Source organism: Escherichia sp. MOD1-EC5950, assembly GCF_002965345.1.
In the GTDB taxonomy this organism is placed as follows: Bacteria; Pseudomonadota; Gammaproteobacteria; order Enterobacterales; family Enterobacteriaceae; genus Escherichia; species Escherichia marmotae.
The window spans coordinates 1-23,341 of record NZ_PTSR01000009.1 but is presented as its reverse complement, the minus strand read 5'-3'; the positions used below and the strand labels follow the sequence as shown (position 1 = coordinate 23,341).

The window sequence follows — 23,341 nt, the reverse complement described above, 5'->3', positions numbered from 1 at the left end:
TATCTCCCTGCCTGATTATGTACAGCAGTGAATTCGCGCAATGGCTGAGTTGTGGTTATGGGTGATTTTACTTAAGATTTCCCTGAATTTAGATCCACTCCTCAGCATTGATCTGTCATTCAGGTATGGTAGGGACAATAGGGCGTAATGCTCTGTATTCAAAAGGAGAAACTTGAAATGGGTAAACTCACGGGCAAGACAGCACTGATTACGGGCGCATCGCAAGGTATTGGCGAAGGTATTGCCAGAACCTTTGCGCGTCATGGCGCAAACCTAATCTTGCTGGATATCTCCCCTGAGATTGAAAAGCTGGCAGACGAGCTGTGTGGTCGCGGTCATCGCTGTACGGCGGTAATTGCCGATGTACGCGACCCGGCGTCGGTTACGGCAGCGATCAAGCGCGCGAAGGAAAAAGAAGGGCGCATTGATATTCTGGTGAATAACGCAGGTGTTTGCCGTCTGGGTAGTTTTCTGGAAATGAGCGATGACGATCGCGATTTCCATATTGATATCAATATCAAAGGCGTGTGGAACGTCACGAAGGCAGTCCTACCGGAGATGATTGCCCGCAAAGATGGTCGCATTGTGATGATGTCTTCGGTTACTGGCGATATGGTGGCCGATCCGGGCGAAACGGCGTATGCCTTGTCGAAAGCGGCGATTGTTGGCCTGACCAAATCGCTGGCAGTGGAGTATGCTCAGTCGGGGATTCGCGTTAACGCAATCAGCCCTGGTTACGTGCGCACGCCAATGGCGGAAAACATCGCTCGCCAGTCGAATCCGCAAGATCCGGAATCAGTACTGACTGAAATGGCGAAAGCAATTCCGCTGCGTCGCCTCGCTGATCCGCTGGAAGTAGGCGAGCTGGCAGCCTTTCTGGCGTCGGATGAGTCCAGCTATTTAACGGGTACACAGAATGTGATCGATGGCGGCAGCACACTGCCAGAGACGGTCAGCGTCGGCATCTGATTCACCTCTGTTTCCTCCCTGCATCAGTGGGGGGGATTTCGCCTTATTCTCTTTTTAACTTCCAAATCACCAAACGGTATATAAAACCGTTACTCCTTTCACGCCCGTTATAAATATGATGGCTATTAGAAAGTCATTAAATATATAAGGGTGCGCAATGGCCGTTAACTTACTGAAAAAGAACTCTCTCGCGCTGGTCGCTTCTCTGCTGCTGGCTGGCCACGTGCAGGCAACGGAACTGCTGAACAGTTCTTATGACGTCTCCCGCGAGCTGTTTGCTGCCCTGAATCCGCCGTTTGAGCAACAATGGGCAAAAGATAACGGCGGTGACAAACTGACGATAAAACAATCTCATGCCGGGTCATCAAAACAGGCGCTGGCGATTTTGCAGGGCTTAAAAGCAGACGTTGTAACTTATAACCAGGTGACCGACGTACAAATCCTGCATGACAAAGGCAAGCTGATCCCGGCGGACTGGCAGTCGCGCCTGCCGAATAATAGTTCGCCGTTCTACTCCACCATGGGTTTCCTGGTGCGTAAGGGCAACCCGAAGAATATCCACGACTGGAACGACCTGGTGCGCTCCGACGTGAAGCTGATTTTCCCGAACCCGAAAACGTCCGGTAACGCGCGTTACACCTATTTAGCCGCGTGGGGCGCAGCCGATAAAGCGGACGGCGGCGATAAAGCCAAAACCGAACAGTTTATGACCCAGTTCCTGAAAAACGTTGAAGTCTTCGATACCGGCGGTCGTGGCGCGACCACAACCTTTGCCGAGCGTGGCCTGGGCGACGTGCTGATAAGTTTTGAGTCGGAAGTGAACAACATCCGCAAACAGTATGAAGCGCAGGGTTTTGAAGTGGTGATTCCGAAAACCAATATTCTGGCGGAATTCCCGGTGGCATGGGTGGATAAAAACGTGCAGGCCAACGGTACGGAAAAAGCCGCAAAAGCTTATCTGAACTGGCTCTACAGCCCGCAGGCGCAAACCATCATCACCGACTATTACTACCGCGTGAATAACCCGGAAGTCATGGACAAGCTGAAAGATAAATTCCCGCAGACCGAACTGTTCCGCGTGGAAGATAAGTTTGGCTCCTGGCCAGAAGTGATGAAAACCCACTTTACCAGCGGCGGTGAGTTAGACAAGCTGTTGGCTGCGGGGCGTAACTGATGTTTGCAGTTTCTTCAAGACGCGTGCTGCCGGGCTTTACCTTAAGCCTTGGCACCAGTCTGTTGTTTGTGTGCCTGATATTGTTACTGCCGCTTTCCGCGCTGGTGATGCAGCTTTCTGAGATGAGCTGGGCGCAGTACTGGGAGGTGATCACCAATCCGCAGGTGGTCGCGGCCTACAAAGTGACGCTGCTGTCAGCGTTTGTGGCATCGATTTTTAACGGCGTTTTCGGTCTGTTAATGGCGTGGATCTTAACCCGCTATCGCTTTCCGGGGCGCACGCTGCTTGATGCGCTGATGGATTTACCCTTCGCGCTACCGACAGCGGTCGCGGGTTTAACCCTGGCGTCGCTCTTTTCCGTGAACGGTTTTTACGGCGAATGGCTGGCGAAGTTTGATATCAAAGTGACCTATACCTGGCTGGGGATCGCGGTGGCGATGGCCTTTACCAGCATTCCGTTTGTGGTGCGAACCGTGCAGCCGGTACTGGAAGAATTAGGGCCGGAATACGAAGAAGCGGCAGAAACGCTCGGCGCAACACGTTTACAGAGTTTCCGCAAAGTGGTGCTGCCGGAGCTTTCTCCGGCGCTGGTGGCGGGCGTGGCGCTGTCGTTTACCCGTAGTCTTGGTGAGTTTGGCGCGGTGATATTTATCGCCGGGAACATCGCCTGGAAGACGGAAGTAACGTCGCTGATGATTTTTGTTCGCTTACAGGAATTTGATTACCCGGCGGCGAGCGCGATTGCTTCGGTGATCCTCGCAGCATCGCTGTTGCTGCTGTTTTCTATTAACACTCTGCAAAGTCGCTTCGGTCGGCGTGTGGTAGGTCATTAATGGCGGAAGTTACACAGTTGAAGCGTTATGACGCGCGCCCGATTAACTGGGGCAAATGGTTTTTGATTGGCACCGGGATGCTGGTGTCGGCGTTCATCCTGCTGGTGCCGATGATTTACATCTTTGTGCAGGCATTCAGCAAGGGGATCATGCCGGTATTACAGAACCTGGCAGACCCGGACATGCTGCACGCCATCTGGCTGACGGTGATGATTGCGCTGATTGCTGTGCCGGTGAACCTGGTGTTCGGCATCCTGTTGGCCTGGCTGGTGACGCGTTTTGATTTTCCGGGGCGTCAGTTGCTGCTGACGCTGCTGGATATTCCGTTTGCGGTGTCGCCGGTAGTCGCCGGTCTGGTGTATCTGCTGTTCTACGGCTCCAACGGCCCGCTGGGCGGCTGGCTTGACGAACATAATCTGCAAATTATGTTCTCCTGGCCGGGAATGGTGCTGGTGACTATCTTCGTGACGTGTCCGTTTGTGGTGCGTGAACTGGTGCCGGTGATGTTAAGTCAGGGCAGCCAGGAAGACGAAGCGGCGATTTTGCTTGGCGCGTCTGGCTGGCAGATGTTTCGCCGCGTTACGTTGCCGAACATCCGCTGGGCGCTGCTGTATGGTGTGGTGCTGACTAACGCCCGCGCGATTGGCGAGTTTGGTGCGGTATCGGTGGTTTCCGGCTCGATTCGCGGCGAAACCCTGTCGCTGCCATTACAGATTGAATTGCTGGAGCAGGACTACAATACCGTCGGCTCCTTTACCGCCGCCGCGCTGTTGACGCTGATGGCGATTATCACCCTGTTTTTAAAGAGTATGTTGCAGTGGCGTCTGGAGAATCAGGAAAAACGCGCGCAGCAGGAGGTACATCATGAGCATTGAGATTGCCAGGATTAAGAAGTCATTTGGTCGCACCCAGGTGTTGAACGATATCTCACTGGATATTCCTTCTGGTCAGATGGTCGCGTTACTGGGGCCGTCCGGCTCCGGGAAAACCACGCTGCTGAGGATTATCGCCGGGCTGGAGCATCAAACCAGCGGGCATATTCGCTTCCACGGCACCGACGTCAGCCGCCTGCACGCGCGCGATCGTAAAGTGGGATTTGTGTTCCAGCATTACGCGCTGTTCCGCCATATGACGGTGTTCGACAACATCGCCTTTGGCCTGACGGTGCTGCCGCGTCGAGAGCGCCCAAATGCGGCGGCGATCAAAGCGAAAGTCACCCAGTTACTGGAGATGGTGCAGCTTGCTCATCTGGCAGATCGTTATCCGGCGCAGCTTTCTGGTGGTCAGAAACAGCGTGTGGCGCTGGCGCGTGCGCTTGCCGTGGAACCGCAAATTCTGTTGCTTGATGAACCGTTTGGCGCGCTGGATGCGCAGGTGCGTAAAGAACTGCGTCGCTGGCTGCGTCAGCTTCACGAAGAGTTGAAATTTACCAGTGTGTTCGTCACTCACGATCAGGAAGAGGCGACTGAAGTTGCCGATCGTGTGGTCGTGATGAGCCAGGGCAATATCGAACAGGCGGATGCGCCGGATCAGGTCTGGCGTGAACCGGCGACCCGCTTTGTGCTCGAATTTATGGGCGAAGTGAACCGCTTACAGGGAATTATTCGCGGCGGGCAGTTCCACGTTGGCGCGCATCGCTGGCCGCTGGGGTATACGCCTGCATATCAGGGGCCGGTGGATCTCTTCCTGCGTCCGTGGGAAGTGGATATCAGTCGCCACACCAGCCTCGATTCGCCGCTGCCGGTACAGGTACTGGAAGCCAGTCCGAAAGGACACTACACCCAATTAGTCGTACAACCGCTGGGGTGGTACAACGAACCGCTGACAGTTGTGATGCATGGCGATGACGCCCCGCAACGCGGTGAGCGTTTATTCGTTGGCCTGCAACATGCGCGCTTGTATAACGGCGATCAGCGTATTGAAACCCGCGATGAGGAGCTTGCTCTCGCACAAAGCGCCTGATAGGTTGAGTAAATGTTAAACGCCCGGAGGCGCATCCCGCGATCCGGGCTTTTTAATGGCAAGGTTTATAACCTGTAGGCCTGATAAGACGCGCAAGCGTCGCATCAGGCAACACCACGTATGGACAGAGATCGTGAGTACATTAGAACAAACAATTGGCAATACGCCTCTGGTGAAGTTGCAGCGAATGGGGCCGGATAACGGCAGTGAAGTGTGGTTAAAACTGGAAGGGAATAACCCTGCGGGTTCGGTGAAAGACCGCGCGGCATTATCAATGATTGTCGAGGCGGAAAAGCGTGGGGAAATTAAACCCGGTGATGTGTTAATCGAAGCCACCAGTGGTAACACAGGCATTGCGCTGGCAATGATCGCCGCGCTAAAAGGCTATCGCATGAAATTGCTGATGCCCGACAACATGAGCCAGGAACGTCGCGCGGCGATGCGTGCCTACGGTGCGGAACTGATTCTTGTCACTAAAGAGCAGGGCATGGAAGGCGCACGCGATCTGGCGCTGGAGATGGCGAATCGTGGTGAAGGCAAGCTGCTCGACCAGTTCAATAACCCCGATAATCCTTATGCGCATTACACCACCACCGGGCCGGAAATCTGGCAGCAAACCGGCGGTCGCATTACGCATTTTGTCTCCAGCATGGGGACGACTGGCACCATCACCGGCGTGTCACGGTTTATGCGCCAACAATCCAAACCGGTAACGATTGTTGGCCTGCAGCCGGAAGAGGGTAGCAGCATTCCGGGGATTCGCCGCTGGCCAGCGGAATATCTGCCGGGCATCTTTAACGCTTCTCTGGTGGATGAGGTACTGGATATTCACCAGCGCGACGCGGAAAACACCATGCGCGAACTGGCGGTGCGGGAAGGGATTTTCTGCGGCGTCAGCTCCGGCGGCGCGGTTGCCGGTGCGATACGCGTGGCAAAAGCCAACCCTGGCGCAGTGGTGGTAGCGATCATCTGCGATCGTGGCGATCGCTACCTTTCCACCGGGGTGTTTGGCGAAGAACACTTTAGCCAGGGGGCGGGGATTTAAGGATTAATAGCATTGGAGGCTGATGACAAACGCAAAACAGCCTGATGCGCTACGTTTATCAGGCCTACAAGGTTCCTGTAATATATTGCATTAGCAATATTTTGTAGGCCGGATAAGGCGTTTACGCCGCATCCGGCTAAACAAAGTGCACTTTGTCAATAATCTGATTTGTCGGCAGTTGTTGCTGCCGACAAATGCAGTTTTTAATTTTCGTGTGGAAAAGCAGTAAGGTCATCAATCATTTTTTGAAGTATTGGTGAGTCCTGACCGTCACCCCATTGAAGAATTTTTGCGGTAAGCTGATGACGCGCTAGTGCATTGAGTCCCATCTTTTTAAGTTTATGGGAGATTTTACCCATGACTTTAATCTGACCGAATGCAGTCGCGTAGGTAATCATATTGCTCTGGATAGTGCTCATTTCATCGGCTAGTAATTGCGCACGAACATCCTCTTCAAGAATACTTTCCATAGCGATGTATTTCATACCCCAGATAGTTTCAATTAACATTTGAGGGAAATCAGCACAGTCCAGATCCGGCTTTTTACGGAGGCTATTTTCAAGAACGTTTAGAGCATCAGCACCTTCATCGCTGCCAAAAGGAGATTCTTCATCCCAGCAACACATATAAAGTGGATCAGTAAAATGGCACTGGAAGTTTGGGTGTGACGTTTTAACATGTAACCCAATTTCTTCATCATCAAAATAGCAGCGATCCATGAAGTTAAAGTTTGGATCTTCTTGATAGCCTTTCTTCATTTTTGCGGCAATCAATTTATTGGCTTCTTTCAGACACTGTTCTTCATTATCGAACTCTTTTGTCTGGAATTTACCAATACTACCTACCTTGCCATAGTTGACAGCTAAACTATCCCCTTCGTAATCTATCCACCAAAATTTACTCGATTTTTCATCGTTATAAATAAAGCATTTTTTCATGTTACCTCCTGTAAATGCCTTGCCAAAGCGGATTAATTCCCTTCCTCAGGCACTGTTTTATCCGTCTGCGCAATCAGCGCATGTAAAAAAGGTTGCGCATTTTCATCGCTCTTACCGGGCATCTTCACGATGTAAGGCTTCCCGGTAATGGATGACGACGAAGCAACCTTATCAATGAATTGCTCGGCAGTATCAATGCGGTTACGGGTATTACCCAGCTTCAAGCGCAGATGAGAAACTGCTTCATCACAAGTATGTTGATCGCCATTGCGTATGAATATCAAATCCTTATGCTGCGCTAATCCCTCCAGCATGGCGTTAATTCGGACTTCTTCGTGGGCAGTTAACTTCGCGTAAGCGGGGAGTGCCATCAGCAGTGTGATGACCAGACAAATGATTTTCTTCACTGAATTGCCTTATCCTTGTGTTGTATTAGCCGATTTGACTGCCAGAATCAGGTAAAGTTTCGGTTGGGGTACGATGGGGATCATCGGCAAGGAGAAATTATTAAATGAGTAGTTTGTTGTTGTTTAACGATAAGAGCAGGGCGTTGCAGGCGGATATCGTCGCCGTGCAGTCGCAGGTGGTGTATGGCAGCGTAGGCAACAGCATTGCCGTGCCTGCCATTAAACAGAACGGCCTGAATGTCTTTGCCGTACCGACCGTGTTGCTGAGTAATACGCCGCATTATGACACGTTCTACGGTGGTGCGATTCCGGACGAGTGGTTTAGCGGTTATTTGCGCGCACTGAAAGAGCGTGATGCGCTGCGTAAGTTACGTGCGGTGACTACGGGCTATATGGGGACAGCGTCACAAATTAGAATCCTTGCCGAATGGCTGACAGTCTTACGCGAAGAGCATCCTGACTTGCTGATTATGGTCGATCCGGTGATTGGCGATATTGATAGTGGTATTTACGTCAAACCTGACCTTCCCGATGCGTATCGGCAATATTTACTGCCACTGGCGCAGGGGATTACGCCAAATATCTTTGAGCTGGAAATCCTGACCGGTAAAAACTGCCGCGATCTCGACAGCGCCATTGCCGCAGCAAAAAGTTTGCTTTCAGAGACATTAAAATGGGTGGTTATTACCAGCGCTTCCGGCAATGAAGACAATCAGGATATGCAGGTGGTGGTGGTCAGTGCCGATAGCGTGAATGTCATTTCCCACTCTCGGGTAAAAACGGATCTTAAAGGTACTGGCGATCTGTTTTGCGCTCAACTTATCAGTGGATTACTGAAAGGGAAGGCGTTAACCGACGCAGTGCACAGCGCAGGTTTACGCGTGCTGGAGGTGATGTGTTATACCCAGCAGTATGAAAGCGATGAATTGATTTTGCCGCCGCTGGCGGAAGCATAAAAAAATGGCGCCCACGGGCGCCATTTTTCACTGTGGCAAGAATTACTTCTTGATGCGGATAACCGGGGTTTCACCCACAGTCACGCTACCGGACAGTTTGATCAGTTCTTTGATTTCGTCCATGTTGGAGATAACAACCGGAGTCAGGGTTGACTTGGCTTTCTCTTCCAGCAGCGGCAGATCGAATTCAATAACAGTATCGCCAACTTTTACGCGCTGACCTTCTTCAGCAATACGCTTGAAGCCTTCGCCTTTCAGTTCAACGGTGTCGATACCGAAGTGGACGAACAACTCAACGCCGCTATCAGATTCGATAGAGAACGCGTGGTTGGTTTCAAAGATTTTACCAATGGTGCCGTCAACCGGAGCTACCATTTTGTTGCCAGTTGGTTTGATAGCAATACCATCACCAACGATTTTTTCCGCAAAAACGACATCCGGCACGTCTTCGATATTGACGATCTCGCCAGAGAGCGGAGCAATGATCTCAATAGTTCCGGTATCTTTTTTGTCATCAGAAACCAGAGATTTCAGTTTATCGAACAAACCCATGATCTTCTCCTAAGCAGTAAATTGGGCCGCATCTCGTGGATTAGCAGATTGTTTTTTCTTCAATGAACTTGTTAACCAGCGTCATTAACTCGTCCGTTGTCGGTTGAGCAAGAGCCTGCTCTGCTAACACCTTCGCATCTTCGAAGTTCGTGTTACGGATAATCTTCTTAATGCGCGGGATAGAAATGGCGCTCATAGAGAATTCGTCCAGACCCATCCCCAGCAACAGAAGTGTAGCACGTTCATCGCCAGCAAGCTCACCACACATGCCAGTCCATTTGCCTTCAGCATGAGAAGCATCAATAACTTGCTTGATCAAGTTCAGCACGGACGGTGACATTGGCTGGTAAAGGTGTGAAATCATATCATTACCACGGTCAACTGCCAGAGTGTACTGCGTTAAATCATTGGTGCCGATACTAAAGAAATCAACTTCTTTGGCTAAATGACGCGCAATTGTTGCGGCAGCCGGTGTTTCCACCATCACGCCAATTTCAATTGATTCGTCAAACGCTTTACCTTCGTCGCGCAGTTCCTGTTTGTAGATTTCAATCTCTTTGCGCAGTGCGCGTACTTCTTCAACAGAGATGATCATCGGGAACATGATGCGCAATTTGCCGAAAGCAGAGGCACGCAGGATAGCGCGGAGCTGATCGCGCAGAATCTCTTTACGATCCATCGCGATACGGATAGCACGCCAGCCGAGGAACGGGTTCTCTTCTTTCGGGAAGTTCATGTACGGCAGCTCTTTGTCGCCGCCAATGTCCATGGTACGAACAATAACCGCCTGCGAGCCACACGCTTCAGCCACAGCTTTGTAGGCCGCGAACTGTTCTTCTTCAGTCGGCAGCGCGTCGCGGTCCATGAACAGGAATTCGGTGCGATACAGACCAACGCCTTCAGCGCCATTACGTTCTGCACCTTCAACGTCACGAACAGTACCGATGTTAGCGCACACTTCTACCTGGTGACCGTCCAGCGTAATGGCTGGCAGATCTTTCAGCTTAGCAAGCTCTGCTTTTTCAGAAGCTACTTGCTCCTGAACAGCGCGCAATTTATCGATAACTTCGTTGGTTGGATTGACGTAAACCTGATTATTTACGGCATCCAGAATCAGATAGTCGTCATTTTTCACCTGAGAGGTGACGCTACCAGTACCCACAATGGCTGGCAGTTCCAGAGAGCGTGCCATGATTGAGGTGTGGGAAGTACGGCCACCCGCGTCGGTGATGAAACCCAGTACCTTCTTCAGGTTCAACTGTGCGGTTTCGGACGGCGTCAGGTCAGCGGCAACCAGAATGACTTCATCCTGAATCGCGCTCAGGTCGATAATCTTCAGACCCAGGATGTTGCGCAGCAGGCGCTTACCGATATCACGCACGTCAGCCGCACGTTCTTTCAGGTATTCATCATCCAGTTCTTCCAGGGCAGAAGCCTGACCTTCAATAACTTCATGAGCAGCAGCGTCAGCCGTCATGTGCTTATCTTTAATCAGGGCTATGATTTCCTGCTCCAGCTCCTCATCTTCGAGCAGCATGATATGCCCTTCAAAGATGGCTTCTTTTTCTTCACCGAACGTTTCACCAGCTTTCGTTTTGATCGTTTCAAGCTGGGCTGATGCCTTGGCACGACCGCTCAGAAAACGTTCAACTTCCTGATCAACCTGGTCGGCAGAAATTTTTTTCCGGTCAATGACGATTTCGTCTTCTTTCAGAAGCAGAGCTTTACCGAAAGCGATACCCGGGGATGCTAAAATGCCTGAAATCATAACCCTACCTTACTTGTGACTGATTTTTAAAAGAACCCGGGAAATTACTCGAGTTCCGCCATCAGTTTAACCAGATGTTCAACCGCTTTCTGTTCGTCTTCGCCTTCAGCGGAGATAGTCACAACGGTCCCTTGAGTCAGGCCCAGAGTCTGCAGTTTAAACAGGCTTTTTGCGCTGGCGCTTTTGCCGTTGGAAGTCACAGTAATTTCAGAAGTGAAGCCCTTAGCTTCTTTTACAAACTGGGCAGCAGGGCGGGTGTGCAGACCGTTCGGAGCGGTAATGGTAACTTCTTGCTGGAACATTGTATTTCCCCAACTTATAGGTTTAGTGTTGTGGAACTAAAGTCTAGCCTGGCGGTTTGACTTTAGCCTGTATTGTTAGCGCCAGTTTTAACAGACGCGACGCACGAAGTGTTCTATGCAGTCCATTGCTGGCGGATGTTGGCCGCTGACGTTTCGTTCATCATTAAACATTATGCCGCTAAAGGAAGAATTGAACCAAATCATAAAATCGATTCAGCTAAGGCTTTTCCTGTAACGATTAATTTCGCGCATCAAAATAATTAGTCAGGTTAAATACCAGTTCCGACAGGCTGAATCAATGCCAGGAGGGGCGAAAATTTGAAGTAGGCCACAAAAAAGCACCTAAAAAGGTGCTTTTTTACGCATTTCTAACAACCTGGCATTACTGTTGCAATTCTTTCTCGGTAAAGAGATCGGCAAATAATGCAGTGCTTAAATAACGTTCACCCGATGATGGCAGAATAACCACAATATTCTTATTGGTAAAGCTTTCATCTTCTTGCAGCTTCAATGCAGCGGCAACCGCCGCGCCAGAAGAGATCCCAGCAAGAATGCCTTCTTCTTCCATCAGACGACGTGCGGTAGAGATAGCTTCTTCATTGGTGATGCCAATAACTTTATCGACCAGTTTAAGATCAAGGTTAGCCGGGATAAAGCCAGCACCTATGCCCTGGATTTTATGCGGGCCGGGTTTGATTTCTTCACCTGCCAGCGCCTGGGCGATAACGGGAGAGTCGGTTGGCTCAACGGCGACAGAGATGAGATCAGTCTTGCCTTTGGTGCCTTTAATGTAGCGGCTGACGCCGGTCAGCGTACCGCCAGTACCGACACCAGCAATAAATACATCAACCTGACCATCGGTATCTTCCCAGATCTCCGGACCGGTGGTTTTTTCATGAATTTCTGGATTCGCCGGGTTGCTGAATTGTTGCAGCAGCAGATATTTTTCTGGGTTGCTGGCGACAATTTCTTCTGCTTTTTGAATTGCGCCTTTCATGCCTTTCGCGCCTTCGGTCAACACCAGGTTTGCGCCCAGAGCTTTCAGCAGTTTGCGGCGTTCAATACTCATGGTTTCTGGCATAGTCAGGGTGAGTTTGTAACCGCGAGCGGCAGCCACATAAGCCAGAGCAATACCTGTGTTGCCGCTGGTTGGTTCAACCAATTCAACGCCGGGTTTCAGCACGCCGCGTTTTTCGGCATCCCAAATCATATTGGCACCGATACGGCACTTAACGCTGAAGCTGGGGTTACGAGATTCCACCTTCGCCAGAATACGTCCGTTACCGATGCGATTCAGGCGAACCAGCGGTGTGTGACCGATAGTCAGCGAGTTATCTTCAAAAATCTTACTCATGGCCTGTCCTTAACTGTATGAAATTGGGATACAACAGGTAGCATACCCGCTCAGAGAATATGCGGAAGTAAGGATTTAGCATATCTATATGCAGAAGGGAAATAATGGCTTGCAAGATGGAATAAGGGTGGCATAAGCCACCCCTCTTCCATACAAAAAGTTTACAAAATAACCAGGAGACTGTTACTTCCACAATGCATGTTTAGCGCGATAACAATCGACCCACATTGCTGTCGCGCCACAGACGGCCACTGGCATGATGAACAGGTTGAGCACCGGGATCATCGTGAACAGGCTGGTTAATGCGCCAAACTGCATATTGGTGATTTTGCGCGTGCGCAGGGCAGTGCGCATCTCTTTGAACGGCACTTTGTGGTTGTCGAACGGATAGTCGCAGTACTGAATGGCTAACATCCAGGCACTGAACAGGAACCACAGTACTGGCGCGACGGTTTGCCCGATGCCCGGGATGAAGTAGAGGATCAGCAATACGATGGCGCGTGGCAGATACCAGGCAAATTTTTGCCATTCGCGTTTCATAATTCGCGGCACATCTTTCATGATGCCAAAGATGCCGGTATCCGGCGGCGTAGCGCCTGTCAGCCTGGCTTCCAACTGTTCAGCCAATAAACCGTTAAACGGTGCGGCAATCCAGTTCGCAATAGTTGAGAAAAAATAGCCAAAAACCAGTAGAACGGAGATAACCGCGACAGGCCACAGCAAATAGCTCAACCATTGCAGCCAGTCAGGCACGTGGCTCATTAATGATGGGATCCAGGCATCCAGTTGAGTAAAGAGCCACCAGAATGCACTTCCCATCAACAAAATATTGACCAACAGAGGTAAAATAACAAAACGCCGAATCCCGGGTTGCGAGACGAGCTTCCAGCCTTGCGCAAAATAGTAAAAACCGCTGCGTGGGGAAGATGTGAATGTTGAAATCATAATCAGGATATGCTCCTTTTGACCAATCCCAGGAAAATTCTGCGTATTTTACCGGGTAATTGCGCAATGGACAGTTAGGATATGTTCGAAAAAACAGCAAAAAGCACGATTTCATCTATCTTTGTGCTGTGAAAGTTAAGAGTGCACTTGCACTTGAGGTAATCGGCAAATACTCTTAGTGAGTAAATGTTTGCCGTGGTGGCAAGGTGTTAGAACAACAGAGAATATAATGATGCAGGATTTGCGTCTGATATTAATCATTGTTGGCGCGATCGCCATAATCGCTTTACTGGTACATGGTTTCTGGACCAGCCGTAAAGAACGATCTTCTATGTTCCGCGATCGGCCATTAAAACGAATGAAGTCAAAACGTGACGACGATTCTTATGACGAGGATGTCGAAGATGATGAGGGCGTTGGTGAGGTTCGTGTTCACCGCGTAAATCATGCCCCGGCTAACGCCCAGGAGCATGAGGCTGCTCGTCCGTCGCCGCAACACCAGTACCAACCGCCTTATGCGTCTGCGCAGCCGCGTCAACCGGTTCAGCAGCCGCCTGAAGCGCAGGTATCGCCGCAACATGCTCCGCATTCAGCGCATCCTGTTCAGCAACCACAGCCAGTACAGCAGCCGGCCTACCCGCCGCAGCCTGAACAGCCTGTTGCTTCGCAGGTACAGTCAGCTCCGCAGCCGACACAGCCAGCGCCACAACCGGCGCAGCAGGCTTTCCAGGCTGCGGAACCCGTAGCAGCACCGCAGCCTGAGCCTGTGGCTGAACCGGTGCCTGTCATGGATAAGCCGAAGCGCAAAGAAGCGGTGATCATTATGAACGTCGCAGCGCATCACGGTAACGAGCTGAATGGTGAACTGCTTCTTAACAGCATTCAGCAGGCGGGCTTTATCTTTGGCGATATGAATATTTACCATCGTCATCTTAGCCCGGACGGCAGTGGCCCGGCGTTATTCAGCCTGGCGAATATGGTGAAACCGGGAACATTTGATCCTGAAATAAAGGATTTCACTACACCGGGTGTCACTATCTTTATGCAGGTGCCGTCTTATGGTGATGAACTGCAAAACTTCAAGCTGATGCTGCAATCTGCGCAGCATATCGCTGATGAAGTGGGCGGCGTGGTGCTTGATGATCAGCGCCGTATGATGACTCCGCAGAAACTGCGCGAGTATCAGGACATCATCCGCGAAGTGAAAGACGCTAACGCCTGATACACTTAAATTAAATCAACTTCTCTTCGAACCCCCGCTTGTCGGGGGTTTTTAGCATTGATGGTGCGATATGGAATCAATCGAACAACAACTGACAGAACTGCGAACGGTGCTTCGTCATCATGAATATCTTTATCATGTGATGGATGCGCCGGAAATTCCTGACGCTGAATACGATCGCCTGATGCGCGAACTGCGCGAGCTGGAAGCCAAACATCCAGAACTGATTACCCCTGATTCACCCACTCAACGTGTAGGTGCAGCACCGTTAGCGGCTTTCAGCCAGATCCGTCATGAAGTACCGATGCTGTCGCTGGATAACGTTTTTGATGAAGAGAGTTTTCTTGCTTTCAACAAACGCGTTCAGGATCGTCTGAAAAGTAACGAAAAAGTGACCTGGTGCTGTGAGCTGAAGCTCGATGGCCTTGCCGTCAGCATACTGTATGAGAATGGCGTACTGGTGAGTGCAGCAACCCGTGGCGATGGCACTACCGGGGAAGACATCACATCTAACGTCCGTACTATTCGCGCCATTCCGCTGAAACTACACGGTGAGAATATCCCGGCGCGTCTGGAAGTGCGTGGTGAAGTGTTCCTGCCGCAGGCGGGCTTCGAAAAGATCAACGAAGATGCGCGACGCACGGGCGGAAAAGTGTTTGCTAACCCACGTAATGCGGCGGCAGGTTCATTGCGTCAGCTTGATCCGCGTATCACAGCCAAGCGGCCGCTCACTTTCTTCTGCTACGGCGTTGGCGTGCTGGAAGGCGGTGAGCTGCCAGATACTCATCTTGGTCGTTTACTGCAATTTAAAAAGTGGGGATTACCGGTCAGCGATCGCGTCACGTTATGCGAATCGGCGGAAGAGGTGCTGGCGTTCTACCATAAAGTAGAAGAAGACCGCCCGACGCTGGGCTTTGATATCGACGGCGTGGTAATTAAGGTCAACTCCCTGGCGCAGCAGGAACAGCTTGGCTTTGTTGCGCGCGCCCCTCGTTGGGCAGTGGCGTTTAAATTTCCGGCACAGGAGCAGATGACTTTTGTGCGTGACGTCGAGTTTCAGGTTGGGCGTACTGGCGCGATTACGCCTGTTGCACGTCTCGAACCTGTCCATGTCGCGGGTGTGCTGGTGAGCAACGCCACCCTACACAATGCCGATGAAATCGAACGTCTTGGCTTACGTATTGGCGATAAAGTGGTGATTCGCCGTGCTGGCGACGTGATCCCGCAAGTGGTTAACGTGGTGCTTTCTGAACGCCCGGAAGATACTCGTGAGGTAGTATTCCCGACGCATTGCCCGGTATGCGGTTCTGACGTGGAACGAGTGGAAGGCGAGGCTGTGGCTCGCTGTACTGGTGGTTTGATTTGCGCCGCTCAGCGTAAAGAGTCGCTGAAACACTTTGTTTCCCGTCGCGCGATGGACGTTGACGGTATGGGAGACAAAATCATCGACCAGTTGGTTGAAAAAGAATATGTCCATACGCCTGCGGATCTGTTCAAGTTAACGGCGGGTAAGCTCACCGGGCTGGAGAGAATGGGGCCGAAATCGGCGCAAAACGTGGTTAACGCACTGAAAAAAGCGAAAGAAACCACCTTTGCCCGCTTCCTTTATGCGCTTGGCATCCGCGAAGTCGGTGAGGCAACGGCATCAGGTCTGGCGGCATATTTCGGCACGCTGGAAGCGCTGGAAGCGGCTTCGATTGAAGAGCTGCAAAAAGTGCCCGATGTTGGAATTGTCGTCGCATCTCATGTGCACAACTTCTTTGCCGAAGAAAGTAACCGTAATGTCATCAGTGAACTGCTGGCGGAAGGCGTTCACTGGCCTGCGCCGGTAGTCATCAACGCGGAAGAGATCGACAGCCCGTTTGCTGGTAAAACGGTGGTGCTCACGGGTAGCTTAAGTCAGATGTCGCGTGATGACGCTAAAGCTCGCCTGGTCGAACTGGGCGCGAAAGTGGCGGGCAGCGTGTCGAAGAAAACCGACCTGGTGATTGCCGGAGAAGCCGCAGGTTCTAAACTGGCGAAAGCGCAGGAACTGGGCATTGAAGTGATCGACGAAGCTGAAATGCTGCGTTTGCTGGGCAACTGAGATGGAAAAAGAGCAGTTGCTTGAAATAGCCAATACGATAATGCCGTTTGGCAAGTACAAAGGGCGTCGCTTAATTGACCTGCCGGAGGAGTATCTGCTGTGGTTTGCCCGCAAAGATGAATTTCCGGCAGGGAAACTCGGTGAGCTAATGCAAATCACGCTGCTGATTAAAACGGAGGGGCTGACGCAACTGGTCCAGCCCCTGAAACGCCCGCTTTAAACCTTTCCGTGGCTTTCCTGCTGCGACTGTAACTGCCCGGTCTGGCGCTTGTAACGACGCGCCAGTACCGCGCAAACCATCAGTTGGATCTGATGGAAAATCATCAATGGCAGCACCATCATACCGATCACCGATGTCGGGAACAGAATGTTTGCCATTGGGATACCATTCGCCAGACTCTTTTTCGAGCCACAGAAGACGATAGTGATTTCATCCGCCTTATTGAAACCCAGTCGGCGCGCCATAAAGACGTTAATCACAATCACAATAGCCAACAGCACGCAACTAACCACCACAATAAACAATAGCGATCCCCAGCCGACTTTATGCCAGATACCGTTAACGACTGCTTCGCTAAATGCCGTATAAACCACCAACAGAATGGATGTTTGATCGGTTTTCGCAATCCACTTTTTATTGCGCGCCACCCAGTTACCAATCCACGGGCGGGAAAGATGCCCCAACACAAACGGCAGCAACAGTTGCAGCATAATCTTACCGACCTGCTCGAGGCTACCCTCTGCACCGTGAACATTCATCACCACACCAACCAGCAACGGCGAAAGGAAAATCCCCAGCAGACTGGATGCTGACGCAGAGCAAACTGCAGCCGCGACATTACCACCCGCCATTGAGGTAAAGGCAATTGCGGACTGCACGGTAGCCGGAAGAATGCACAGATAGAGAAAACCGGAGTAGAGCATCGGGTCGACATTTACCGGTTTCCACCAGGCAAACAGTACGCCCAGAATTGGGAACAGCACGAAGGTGCTGCACATTACCCACAAATGTAGCCGCCAGTGACTACCGCCAGCGATAATCGCTTCACGCGACAATTTTGCGCCGTGCATAAAGAACAGCAGGGCAATAGCTGCCGTAGTCAGATTTTCAAAGAACGGGACGAAATCGCCTCTGGCCGGGAAGAAGGAAGCCAGTAATACCACTGTGATCAGGGTTAAGGTGAAAGGATCGAGGATACGAAAAAGTTTCATAAAGACTCCAGATGATCGATGGTTCTATTGTGCTTCTTCCAGTTTGAGAAATAAAATTGATTTATTGCATCCATTTATGAAGAAAATAGATGAATTATTCTTTAAAACAATTAAAGGTTTTCGTCACAGTAGCGCAGGAGAAAAGTTTTAGTCGCGCAGGAGAGCGTATTGGCCTGAGCCAGTCGGCAGTGAGTCACAGTGTGAAGGAGCTGGAAAACCATACAGGTGTTCGCCTGCTGGACAGAACCACGCGTGAAGTGGTGCTTACAGATGCAGGGCTGCAGTTGGCTTTGCGTCTTGAGCGACTGCTGGATGAACTAAACAGCACGTTGCGCGATACCGGGCGTATGGGGCAACAACTGAGCGGAAAAGTTCGGGTCGCTGCCAGCCAGACCATTTCCGCGCATCTTATTCCGCAATGCATTGCTGAAAGCCATCGCCGCTATCCAGATATTCAGTTTGTCCTGCACGATCGTCCGCAGCAGTGGGTGATGGAAAGTATTCGCCAGGGAGATGTCGATTTTGGCATCGTCATCGATCCAGGCCCAGTGGGCGATCTGCAATGTGAAGCGATTCTTTCCGAGCCTTTCTTCTTGCTTTGCCATCGCGATAGCTCTCTGGCCGCGGAAGATTATGTAGCCTGGCAGGCATTACAGGGAGCGAAACTGGTGTTGCAGGATTACGCGTCAGGCAGCCGACCGCTGATTGATGCAGCGCTGGCGCGCAACGGTATTCAGGCGAATATTGTGCAGGAGATTGGTCATCCGGCGACGTTGTTCCCGATGGTAGCCGCAGGCATCGGCATCAGTATTCTTCCCGCACTGGCGCTGCCATTACCTGAAGGTAGCCCACTGGTGGTAAAGCGTATTACGCCGGTGGTGGAACGCCAGTTGATGTTGGTGTGCAGGAAGAACCGTTCACTTTCCACTGCCGCTGAAGCGTTATGGGATGTGGTACGAGACCAGGGTCATGCGCTAATGGCTGAGCGGGAAGGGGATCCGTTGTATCAGATATAGAATGAATTCATACTGCCGGGAGCCCCGGCAGTAATCAATCAGAAGTTAAATTTGATGGAGTAGATTATCGCATCCTGGTAAAAATCTTCGCCCAGTTTGTCATCCGCATATCGATACTGAATCCCCGTAGTGATGTGTGATGTTGCATTCCACCACAGTGCAACTGCGCCGTTCAGCCCTTCTTTACCGCCATTACCCGTCGCATAGGTAGCGTCACGGTCAAACTCGTACTCGTTCCAGTTGGTGAGAGTGAATTTCTCACTGCCCAGCATAAAGTTGTAACCTGCAACCCAGCCGGCTACATAGCCGTTGTTGCCAGTGTAATAGGTTTGATCTGTATAACGCTTAGCAAAGAACGGTTTGAACCACCAACCGCTGCCGGTGAAATTGTAGCCGACACCGTACAGGAACATATCGTCGTGGAAATTCACGCGATTTGCAGATCCGTAGGTACCATACGCGTGCAGGTAAAGATTAAATCCGGTGTCACCCAGGTAAATACGGTTGGTATTTTTAAAGGTATAACGCTGCTCGCTACCTGGTTTATTATGGCGACCGTTATAGAAGTTTTCCCAGTCGAAGAACCCGTACATTTCTCCCCAATTAAAGTTAGCGCCACCTTCAATTTCAAGATAACCAAAATCATCTTTGTGTGATTTTGTTGACGATTTTTCGGTAGTCCGACTGGTCCAGTCCAGATAATGCACGCCGATATCTGCAAAACCGCCTTTAAATTCTGCATGAGATATAACAGGTATCGCTAATATAGAGGATAGAGTCAGAGTTAAAAGATGTTTTTTCATAGCATAAATCCCTATGCTGATCGTTATTAGTAGATTGCTTAATAAAGTGGTTTGTTAAAAACGATATATTGTTAATGCAAAGGAATTAATATCGCCAATACAGTTTTTACCATTGATTAATAGAGAAAAGATATAAATCCATCGATATCGAATCGCTATTGAATGCGTGAGAAAAGTGTATTGGTAAGAACCGGGACAACCTCGCTATAAAAAGGCGTTAGATTCCACCCTACAGAAAAAGGATATATATGTCTCAGGTTCAATTTTCTCATAACTCGCTGTTTTGCGTAGATATTATCAAGACTTATAAACCTAATTTCACGCCACGAGTGGCCTTTATTTTAGGTTCCGGGCTGGGCGCGCTGGCCGATCAGATTGAGAACGCTGTCGCAATTTCCTACGAAAAGCTGCCAGGTTTCCCGGTAAGTACGGTACATGGTCATGCGGGGGAGTTAGTGCTGGGCCATCTCCAGGGCGTACCGGTGGTATGTATGAAAGGTCGCGGACATTTCTACGAGGGTCGTGGAATGACCATCATGACTGACGCAATTCGTACCTTTAAGCTGCTGGGCTGCGAGCTACTGTTCTGCACCAATGCGGCAGGCTCACTGCGTCCGGAAGTGGGGGCAGGCAGCCTGGTCGCATTGAAAGATCATATCAACACCATGCCAGGTACGCCGATGGTGGGTCTTAACGATGATCGTTTTGGAGAGCGTTTCTTCTCACTGGCAAATGCCTACGATGCGGAATACCGCGCACTGTTACAAAAAGTGGCGAAAGAAGAGGGATTCCCTCTGACGGAGGGCGTGTTCGTCTCGTATCCGGGGCCGAATTTCGAGACTGCGGCGGAAATTCGCATGATGCAAATTATTGGTGGGGATGTTGTTGGTATGTCTGTGGTGCCTGAGGTTATTTCAGCTCGCCATTGCGACCTTAAAGTAGTTGCGGTCTCTGCGATTACCAATATGGCGGAAGGTTTAAGCGATGTGAAATTGTCACATGCCCAAACGCTGGCGGCTGCGGAGCTCTCTAAGCAGAACTTCATCAACCTTATTTGCGGCTTTCTGCGCAAAATTGCCTGAGAAAAACAATAAGAAACGGCCTCGCGGGTGAGGCCATATGATGCGACAAGGAAACGATTATGAGCATCGCTATGCGCTTAAAGGTAATGTCCTTTTTGCAATATTTTATCTGGGGGAGCTGGTTGGTTACCCTTGGATCTTACATGATTAATACCCTTCATTTCACCGGCGCGAACGTCGGTATGGTCTATAGCTCCAAAGGTATCGCTGCGATCATTATGCCCGGTATTATGGGGATCATCGCGGACAAATGGCTGCGCGCTGAACGTGCATATATGCTGTGTCATCTGGTGTGCGCTGGTGTACTTTTTTATGCGGCGTCGGTGAGTGATCCGGATACGATGTTTTGGGTGATGTTAATTAATGCGATGGCATTTATGCCGACTATCGCATTATCGAACAGCGTCTCGTATTCCTGTCTTGCTCAGGCAGGGCTTGACCCCGTATCTGCTTTCCCGCCCATTCGCGTTTTTGGTACGGTAGGATTTATTGTCGCGATGTGGGCGGTCAGCTTACTGCATCTGGAATTGAGCAGCCTGCAGTTGTATGTTGCGTCTGGTGCGTCATTGCTGCTGTCGGCTTATGCGCTGACTTTGCCTAAGATTCCGGTTGCGGAGAAAAAATCGACCACGTCGCTTGCCAGCAAGCTGGGTCTGGATGCTTTCGTGCTGTTTAAAAATCCACGCATGGCCATCTTTTTCCTCTTTGCCATGATGCTGGGTGCGGTACTGCAAATTACCAACGTTTTTGGTAATCCATTCCTGCATGATTTCGCCCGTAACCCGGAGTTTGCTGATAGCTTCGTGGTGAAATATCCCTCCATTTTACTGTCAGTTTCACAGATGGCTGAAGTCGGTTTCATTTTGACGATTCCGTTCTTTTTGAAGCGTTTTGGCATCAAAACCGTCATGCTGATGAGTATGGTGGCCTGGACGCTGCGCTTTGGCTTCTTCGCCTATGGAGATCCGTCACCAACCGGCTTTATTTTGCTGCTGCTGTCGATGATTGTTTACGGCTGTGCATTTGATTTCTTCAATATTTCTGGTTCGGTATTTGTCGAACAGGAAGTTGATTCCAGCATCCGTGCCAGCGCGCAGGGGCTCTTTATGACCATGGTAAATGGTGTCGGCGCATGGGTTGGCTCGATTCTGAGTGGTATGGCAGTAGATTACTTCTCGGTAGATGGCGTAAAAGACTGGCAAACTATCTGGCTGGTGTTTGCAGGATATGCTCTTTTTCTCGCAGTGATATTTTTCTTTGGGTTTAAATATAATCATGACCCTGAAAAGATAAAGCATCAAGCGGTGACTCATTAAAAGGATTCGCAGCTCTGCTCTTCAGAGCTGCTTTTATGATAAAGGTTAATTAGTGAAAGATATTTTATTTTCTTCCGGCGTTGGTTTTGGTATTGGTGCTTTATTTACAATCGTGCGCTTGCCTATTCCTGTACCAAATGTATTACCGGGTATATTATCCATTGTGTTTATGTATGTCGGATATCTGGTGGTGAAATACTTTATGCCATGATAATTTAATACGATGTATTTATTATATGGAGCACTTAATTATGGAACGCGTATACAGAACAGATCTTAAGTTGCTCCGTTATTTTCTTGCCGTAGCGGAAGAGTTGCATTTTGGCCGCGCAGCAGCGCGTTTAAATATGTCTCAGCCTCCGCTCAGTATTCATATTAAAGAGCTGGAAAATCAACTCGGCACGCAGCTTTTTATTCGCCATTCGCGCAGCGTCGTACTGACACACGCGGGCAAAATCTTGATGGAAGAATCGCGTCGATTGCTGGTGAATGCAAATAATGTATTGGCTCGGGTTGAACAAATAGGTCGGGGAGAAGCAGGGCGGATTGAACTCGGCGTAGTGGGAACGGCAATGTGGGGACGGATGCGCCCGGTTATGCGGCGATTCCTCAGGGAAAATCCTAACGTTGAAGTTCTTTTTCGCGAAAAGATGCCCGCGATGCAAATGGCCCTGCTGGAACGACGTGAACTCGATGCCGGGATCTGGCGAATGGCGACAGAACCACCGGCAGGTTTTACCAGCTTACGGTTGCATGAATCGGCGTTTCTGGTGGCGATGCCTGAAGAGCATCATCTCTCATCATTTTCCACCGTCCCACTGGAGGCGCTACGTGACGAGTATTTTGTTACAATGCCGCCTGTGTACACTGACTGGGATTTTTTGCAGCGAGTTTGCCAGCAGGTGGGATTTTCACCGGTTGTTATTCGCGAAGTTAATGAACCGCAAACGGTACTCGCCATGGTCAGTATGGGTATTGGTATCACATTGATAGCGGACAGCTACGCACAAATGAACTGGCCAGGTGTCATTTTCCGTCCGCTCAAAGAGCGCATCCCTGCGGATTTATATATTGTTTATGAAACACAGCAGGTGACGCCTGCGATGGTTAAGCTGTTGGCAGCATTGACACAGTAGGTGAGGGGACAGGAATTGCCGGAAATAGTAGGTGTGATAAGTGAAGCGCATCAGGCAATTTCGCAAATCACAGATAGCAAAAAAGCGCCTTTAGGGCGCTTTTTTACATTGGTGGGTCGTGCAGGATTCGAACCTGCGACCAATTGATTAAAAGTCAACTGCTCTACCAACTGAGCTAACGACCCGAAGTGGTGGGTGATGACGGGATCGAACCGCCGACCCCCTCCTTGTAAGGGAGGTGCTCTCCCAGCTGAGCTAATCAC

The 23,341-nt window shown here is 50.4% G+C and carries 24 protein-coding genes and 1 tRNA gene; 15 read left to right on the top strand and 10 right to left on the bottom strand.

The features are described 5' to 3' along the window. The first annotated feature begins 177 nt into the window (after positions 1–177). The 6 genes from ucpA to cysM all read left to right on the top strand — a co-directional run bounded on the left by ucpA (position 178) and on the right by cysM (position 5,983). Positions 178–969 carry an SDR family oxidoreductase UcpA gene (gene ucpA, locus BEA93_RS11590; RefSeq protein ID WP_105224838.1) on the top strand — a complete coding sequence of 264 codons (792 nt, stop codon included), beginning with the start codon at positions 178–180 and terminating at the stop codon, positions 967–969. A gap of 157 nt (positions 970–1,126) precedes the next feature. After that, a complete protein-coding gene (gene cysP / locus BEA93_RS11585; RefSeq protein ID WP_000290223.1) occupies positions 1,127–2,143 on the top strand; it encodes a thiosulfate/sulfate ABC transporter substrate-binding protein CysP in 1,017 nt (338 codons plus the stop codon). Next, positions 2,143–2,976, top strand: a complete 834-nt coding sequence (gene cysT / locus BEA93_RS11580; protein ID WP_000458417.1) for a sulfate/thiosulfate ABC transporter permease CysT — start codon at positions 2,143–2,145, stop codon at positions 2,974–2,976. Before cysP ends, cysT begins: the two co-directional genes overlap by 1 nt. After that, positions 2,976–3,851 (top strand): sulfate/thiosulfate ABC transporter permease CysW, encoded by an 876-nt coding sequence (gene cysW, locus BEA93_RS11575; protein ID WP_000852694.1) that lies wholly within the window; start codon positions 2,976–2,978, stop codon positions 3,849–3,851. The genes cysT and cysW overlap by 1 nt, the downstream gene beginning before the upstream one ends. Beyond that, positions 3,841–4,938, top strand: coding sequence for a sulfate/thiosulfate ABC transporter ATP-binding protein CysA (cysA, locus tag BEA93_RS11570; protein ID WP_105224839.1), 1,098 nt, complete (start codon positions 3,841–3,843; stop codon positions 4,936–4,938). Before cysW ends, cysA begins: the two co-directional genes overlap by 11 nt. A 133-nt stretch (positions 4,939–5,071) precedes the next feature. Beyond that, entirely contained in the window at positions 5,072–5,983 is a 912-nt protein-coding gene (gene cysM, locus BEA93_RS11565; protein WP_105224840.1) for a cysteine synthase B, read from the top strand. 203 nt (positions 5,984–6,186) lie between these two features. Here the strand turns inward: cysM and BEA93_RS11560 are convergent, their stop codons facing one another. Then, positions 6,187–6,921 (bottom strand): WGR domain-containing protein, encoded by a 735-nt coding sequence (locus BEA93_RS11560; protein ID WP_061090374.1) that lies wholly within the window; start codon positions 6,919–6,921, stop codon positions 6,187–6,189. 32 nt (positions 6,922–6,953) lie between these two features. Beyond that, on the bottom strand, positions 6,954–7,328 hold the full coding sequence (locus tag BEA93_RS11555) for a YfeK family protein (protein ID WP_000719937.1): 375 nt from the start codon (positions 7,326–7,328) through the stop codon (positions 6,954–6,956). A gap of 104 nt (positions 7,329–7,432) precedes the next feature. On the opposite strand from BEA93_RS11555, the gene pdxK reads away from it, so the two are divergent. Further along, positions 7,433–8,284 (top strand): pyridoxine/pyridoxal/pyridoxamine kinase, encoded by an 852-nt coding sequence (pdxK, locus tag BEA93_RS11550; protein WP_016262230.1) that lies wholly within the window; start codon positions 7,433–7,435, stop codon positions 8,282–8,284. Between the two features lie 42 nt (positions 8,285–8,326). Here the strand turns inward: pdxK and crr are convergent, their stop codons facing one another. The 5 genes from crr to cysZ form a co-directional block, all read right to left on the bottom strand. Continuing rightward, a complete protein-coding gene (gene crr / locus BEA93_RS11545) occupies positions 8,327–8,836 on the bottom strand; it encodes a PTS glucose transporter subunit IIA (protein ID WP_000522247.1) in 510 nt (169 codons plus the stop codon). 40 nt (positions 8,837–8,876) lie between these two features. Continuing rightward, positions 8,877–10,604: a phosphoenolpyruvate-protein phosphotransferase PtsI gene (ptsI, locus tag BEA93_RS11540; protein ID WP_000623129.1), complete on the bottom strand. Its 1,728-nt coding sequence runs from the start codon at positions 10,602–10,604 to the stop codon at positions 8,877–8,879. Between the two features lie 44 nt (positions 10,605–10,648). Next, positions 10,649–10,906 (bottom strand): phosphocarrier protein Hpr, encoded by a 258-nt coding sequence (ptsH, locus tag BEA93_RS11535; protein ID WP_000487600.1) that lies wholly within the window; start codon positions 10,904–10,906, stop codon positions 10,649–10,651. 382 nt (positions 10,907–11,288) lie between these two features. Next, complete coding sequence (cysK, locus tag BEA93_RS11530) at positions 11,289–12,260, bottom strand: cysteine synthase A (RefSeq protein ID WP_000034402.1); 972 nt, start codon at positions 12,258–12,260, stop codon at positions 11,289–11,291. A gap of 183 nt (positions 12,261–12,443) precedes the next feature. Then, complete coding sequence (gene cysZ, locus BEA93_RS11520) at positions 12,444–13,205, bottom strand: sulfate transporter CysZ (RefSeq protein ID WP_000626012.1); 762 nt, start codon at positions 13,203–13,205, stop codon at positions 12,444–12,446. Positions 13,206–13,434: 229 nt separating this feature from the next. On the opposite strand from cysZ, the gene zipA reads away from it, so the two are divergent. From zipA to BEA93_RS11505, 3 genes are all read left to right on the top strand, one after another. After that, positions 13,435–14,427: a cell division protein ZipA gene (zipA, locus tag BEA93_RS11515; protein WP_105224841.1), complete on the top strand. Its 993-nt coding sequence runs from the start codon at positions 13,435–13,437 to the stop codon at positions 14,425–14,427. A 70-nt stretch (positions 14,428–14,497) separates the two neighbouring features. Continuing rightward, on the top strand, positions 14,498–16,513 hold the full coding sequence (gene ligA, locus BEA93_RS11510) for an NAD-dependent DNA ligase LigA (RefSeq protein WP_105224842.1): 2,016 nt from the start codon (positions 14,498–14,500) through the stop codon (positions 16,511–16,513). Between the two features lies 1 nt (position 16,514). After that, positions 16,515–16,733 (top strand): DUF3820 family protein, encoded by a 219-nt coding sequence (locus BEA93_RS11505; RefSeq protein ID WP_105224843.1) that lies wholly within the window; start codon positions 16,515–16,517, stop codon positions 16,731–16,733. On the opposite strand, the gene BEA93_RS11500 is transcribed toward BEA93_RS11505, so the two are convergent. Next, positions 16,730–17,725, bottom strand: coding sequence for a bile acid:sodium symporter family protein (locus BEA93_RS11500; RefSeq protein WP_000765619.1), 996 nt, complete (start codon positions 17,723–17,725; stop codon positions 16,730–16,732). The genes BEA93_RS11505 and BEA93_RS11500 overlap by 4 nt on opposite strands. A gap of 89 nt (positions 17,726–17,814) precedes the next feature. Between BEA93_RS11500 and BEA93_RS11495 the strand changes: the two genes are divergently transcribed. Beyond that, positions 17,815–18,741, top strand: coding sequence for a LysR family transcriptional regulator (locus BEA93_RS11495; protein WP_105224844.1), 927 nt, complete (start codon positions 17,815–17,817; stop codon positions 18,739–18,741). Between the two features lie 38 nt (positions 18,742–18,779). Here BEA93_RS11495 and BEA93_RS11490 read toward each other — a convergent pair whose 3' ends face one another. Further along, positions 18,780–19,544 carry a nucleoside-specific channel-forming Tsx family protein gene (locus BEA93_RS11490; RefSeq protein ID WP_000716416.1) on the bottom strand — a complete coding sequence of 255 codons (765 nt, stop codon included), beginning with the start codon at positions 19,542–19,544 and terminating at the stop codon, positions 18,780–18,782. 248 nt (positions 19,545–19,792) lie between these two features. Between BEA93_RS11490 and xapA the strand changes: the two genes are divergently transcribed. Genes xapA through xapR form a run of 4 tightly spaced genes read left to right on the top strand, consistent with a single transcriptional unit; the run spans position 19,793 to position 23,078 of the window. Next, entirely contained in the window at positions 19,793–20,626 is an 834-nt protein-coding gene (gene xapA, locus BEA93_RS11485; RefSeq protein WP_000084579.1) for a xanthosine phosphorylase, read from the top strand. Between the two features lie 59 nt (positions 20,627–20,685). After that, entirely contained in the window at positions 20,686–21,942 is a 1,257-nt protein-coding gene (gene xapB, locus BEA93_RS11480) for a xanthosine/proton symporter XapB (RefSeq protein ID WP_000020394.1), read from the top strand. A gap of 52 nt (positions 21,943–21,994) precedes the next feature. Then, positions 21,995–22,153, top strand: coding sequence for a DUF1427 family protein (locus BEA93_RS11475; RefSeq protein WP_000651752.1), 159 nt, complete (start codon positions 21,995–21,997; stop codon positions 22,151–22,153). A 40-nt stretch (positions 22,154–22,193) separates the two neighbouring features. Beyond that, positions 22,194–23,078, top strand: coding sequence for a DNA-binding transcriptional regulator XapR (gene xapR, locus BEA93_RS11470; protein WP_001516822.1), 885 nt, complete (start codon positions 22,194–22,196; stop codon positions 23,076–23,078). Positions 23,079–23,187: 109 nt separating this feature from the next. Here the strand turns inward: xapR and BEA93_RS11465 are convergent. After that, positions 23,188–23,263, bottom strand: a tRNA-Lys gene (locus BEA93_RS11465). Positions 23,264–23,341 lie beyond the last annotated feature (78 nt).

Bases quoted from the DNA above. Each gene is read 5' to 3' on its own strand.
- ucpA (WP_105224838.1), top strand. From the start codon at position 178: ATGGGTAAACTCACGGGCAAGACAGCACTGATTACGGGCGCATCGCAA.
- cysP (WP_000290223.1), top strand. From the start codon at position 1,127: ATGGCCGTTAACTTACTGAAAAAGAACTCTCTCGCGCTGGTCGCTTCT.
- cysT (WP_000458417.1), top strand. From the start codon at position 2,143: ATGTTTGCAGTTTCTTCAAGACGCGTGCTGCCGGGCTTTACCTTAAGC.
- cysW (WP_000852694.1), top strand. From the start codon at position 2,976: ATGGCGGAAGTTACACAGTTGAAGCGTTATGACGCGCGCCCGATTAAC.
- cysA (WP_105224839.1), top strand. From the start codon at position 3,841: ATGAGCATTGAGATTGCCAGGATTAAGAAGTCATTTGGTCGCACCCAG.
- BEA93_RS11560 (WP_061090374.1), bottom strand. From the start codon at position 6,921: ATGAAAAAATGCTTTATTTATAACGATGAAAAATCGAGTAAATTTTGG.
- pdxK (WP_016262230.1), top strand. From the start codon at position 7,433: ATGAGTAGTTTGTTGTTGTTTAACGATAAGAGCAGGGCGTTGCAGGCG.
- crr (WP_000522247.1), bottom strand. From the start codon at position 8,836: ATGGGTTTGTTCGATAAACTGAAATCTCTGGTTTCTGATGACAAAAAA.
- ptsI (WP_000623129.1), bottom strand. From the start codon at position 10,604: ATGATTTCAGGCATTTTAGCATCCCCGGGTATCGCTTTCGGTAAAGCT.
- ptsH (WP_000487600.1), bottom strand. From the start codon at position 10,906: ATGTTCCAGCAAGAAGTTACCATTACCGCTCCGAACGGTCTGCACACC.
- cysK (WP_000034402.1), bottom strand. From the start codon at position 12,260: ATGAGTAAGATTTTTGAAGATAACTCGCTGACTATCGGTCACACACCG.
- cysZ (WP_000626012.1), bottom strand. From the start codon at position 13,205: ATGATTTCAACATTCACATCTTCCCCACGCAGCGGTTTTTACTATTTT.
- zipA (WP_105224841.1), top strand. From the start codon at position 13,435: ATGATGCAGGATTTGCGTCTGATATTAATCATTGTTGGCGCGATCGCC.
- ligA (WP_105224842.1), top strand. From the start codon at position 14,498: ATGGAATCAATCGAACAACAACTGACAGAACTGCGAACGGTGCTTCGT.
- BEA93_RS11505 (WP_105224843.1), top strand. From the start codon at position 16,515: ATGGAAAAAGAGCAGTTGCTTGAAATAGCCAATACGATAATGCCGTTT.
- BEA93_RS11500 (WP_000765619.1), bottom strand. From the start codon at position 17,725: ATGAAACTTTTTCGTATCCTCGATCCTTTCACCTTAACCCTGATCACA.
- BEA93_RS11495 (WP_105224844.1), top strand. From the start codon at position 17,815: ATGAATTATTCTTTAAAACAATTAAAGGTTTTCGTCACAGTAGCGCAG.
- BEA93_RS11490 (WP_000716416.1), bottom strand. From the start codon at position 19,544: ATGAAAAAACATCTTTTAACTCTGACTCTATCCTCTATATTAGCGATA.
- xapA (WP_000084579.1), top strand. From the start codon at position 19,793: ATGTCTCAGGTTCAATTTTCTCATAACTCGCTGTTTTGCGTAGATATT.
- xapB (WP_000020394.1), top strand. From the start codon at position 20,686: ATGAGCATCGCTATGCGCTTAAAGGTAATGTCCTTTTTGCAATATTTT.
- xapR (WP_001516822.1), top strand. From the start codon at position 22,194: ATGGAACGCGTATACAGAACAGATCTTAAGTTGCTCCGTTATTTTCTT.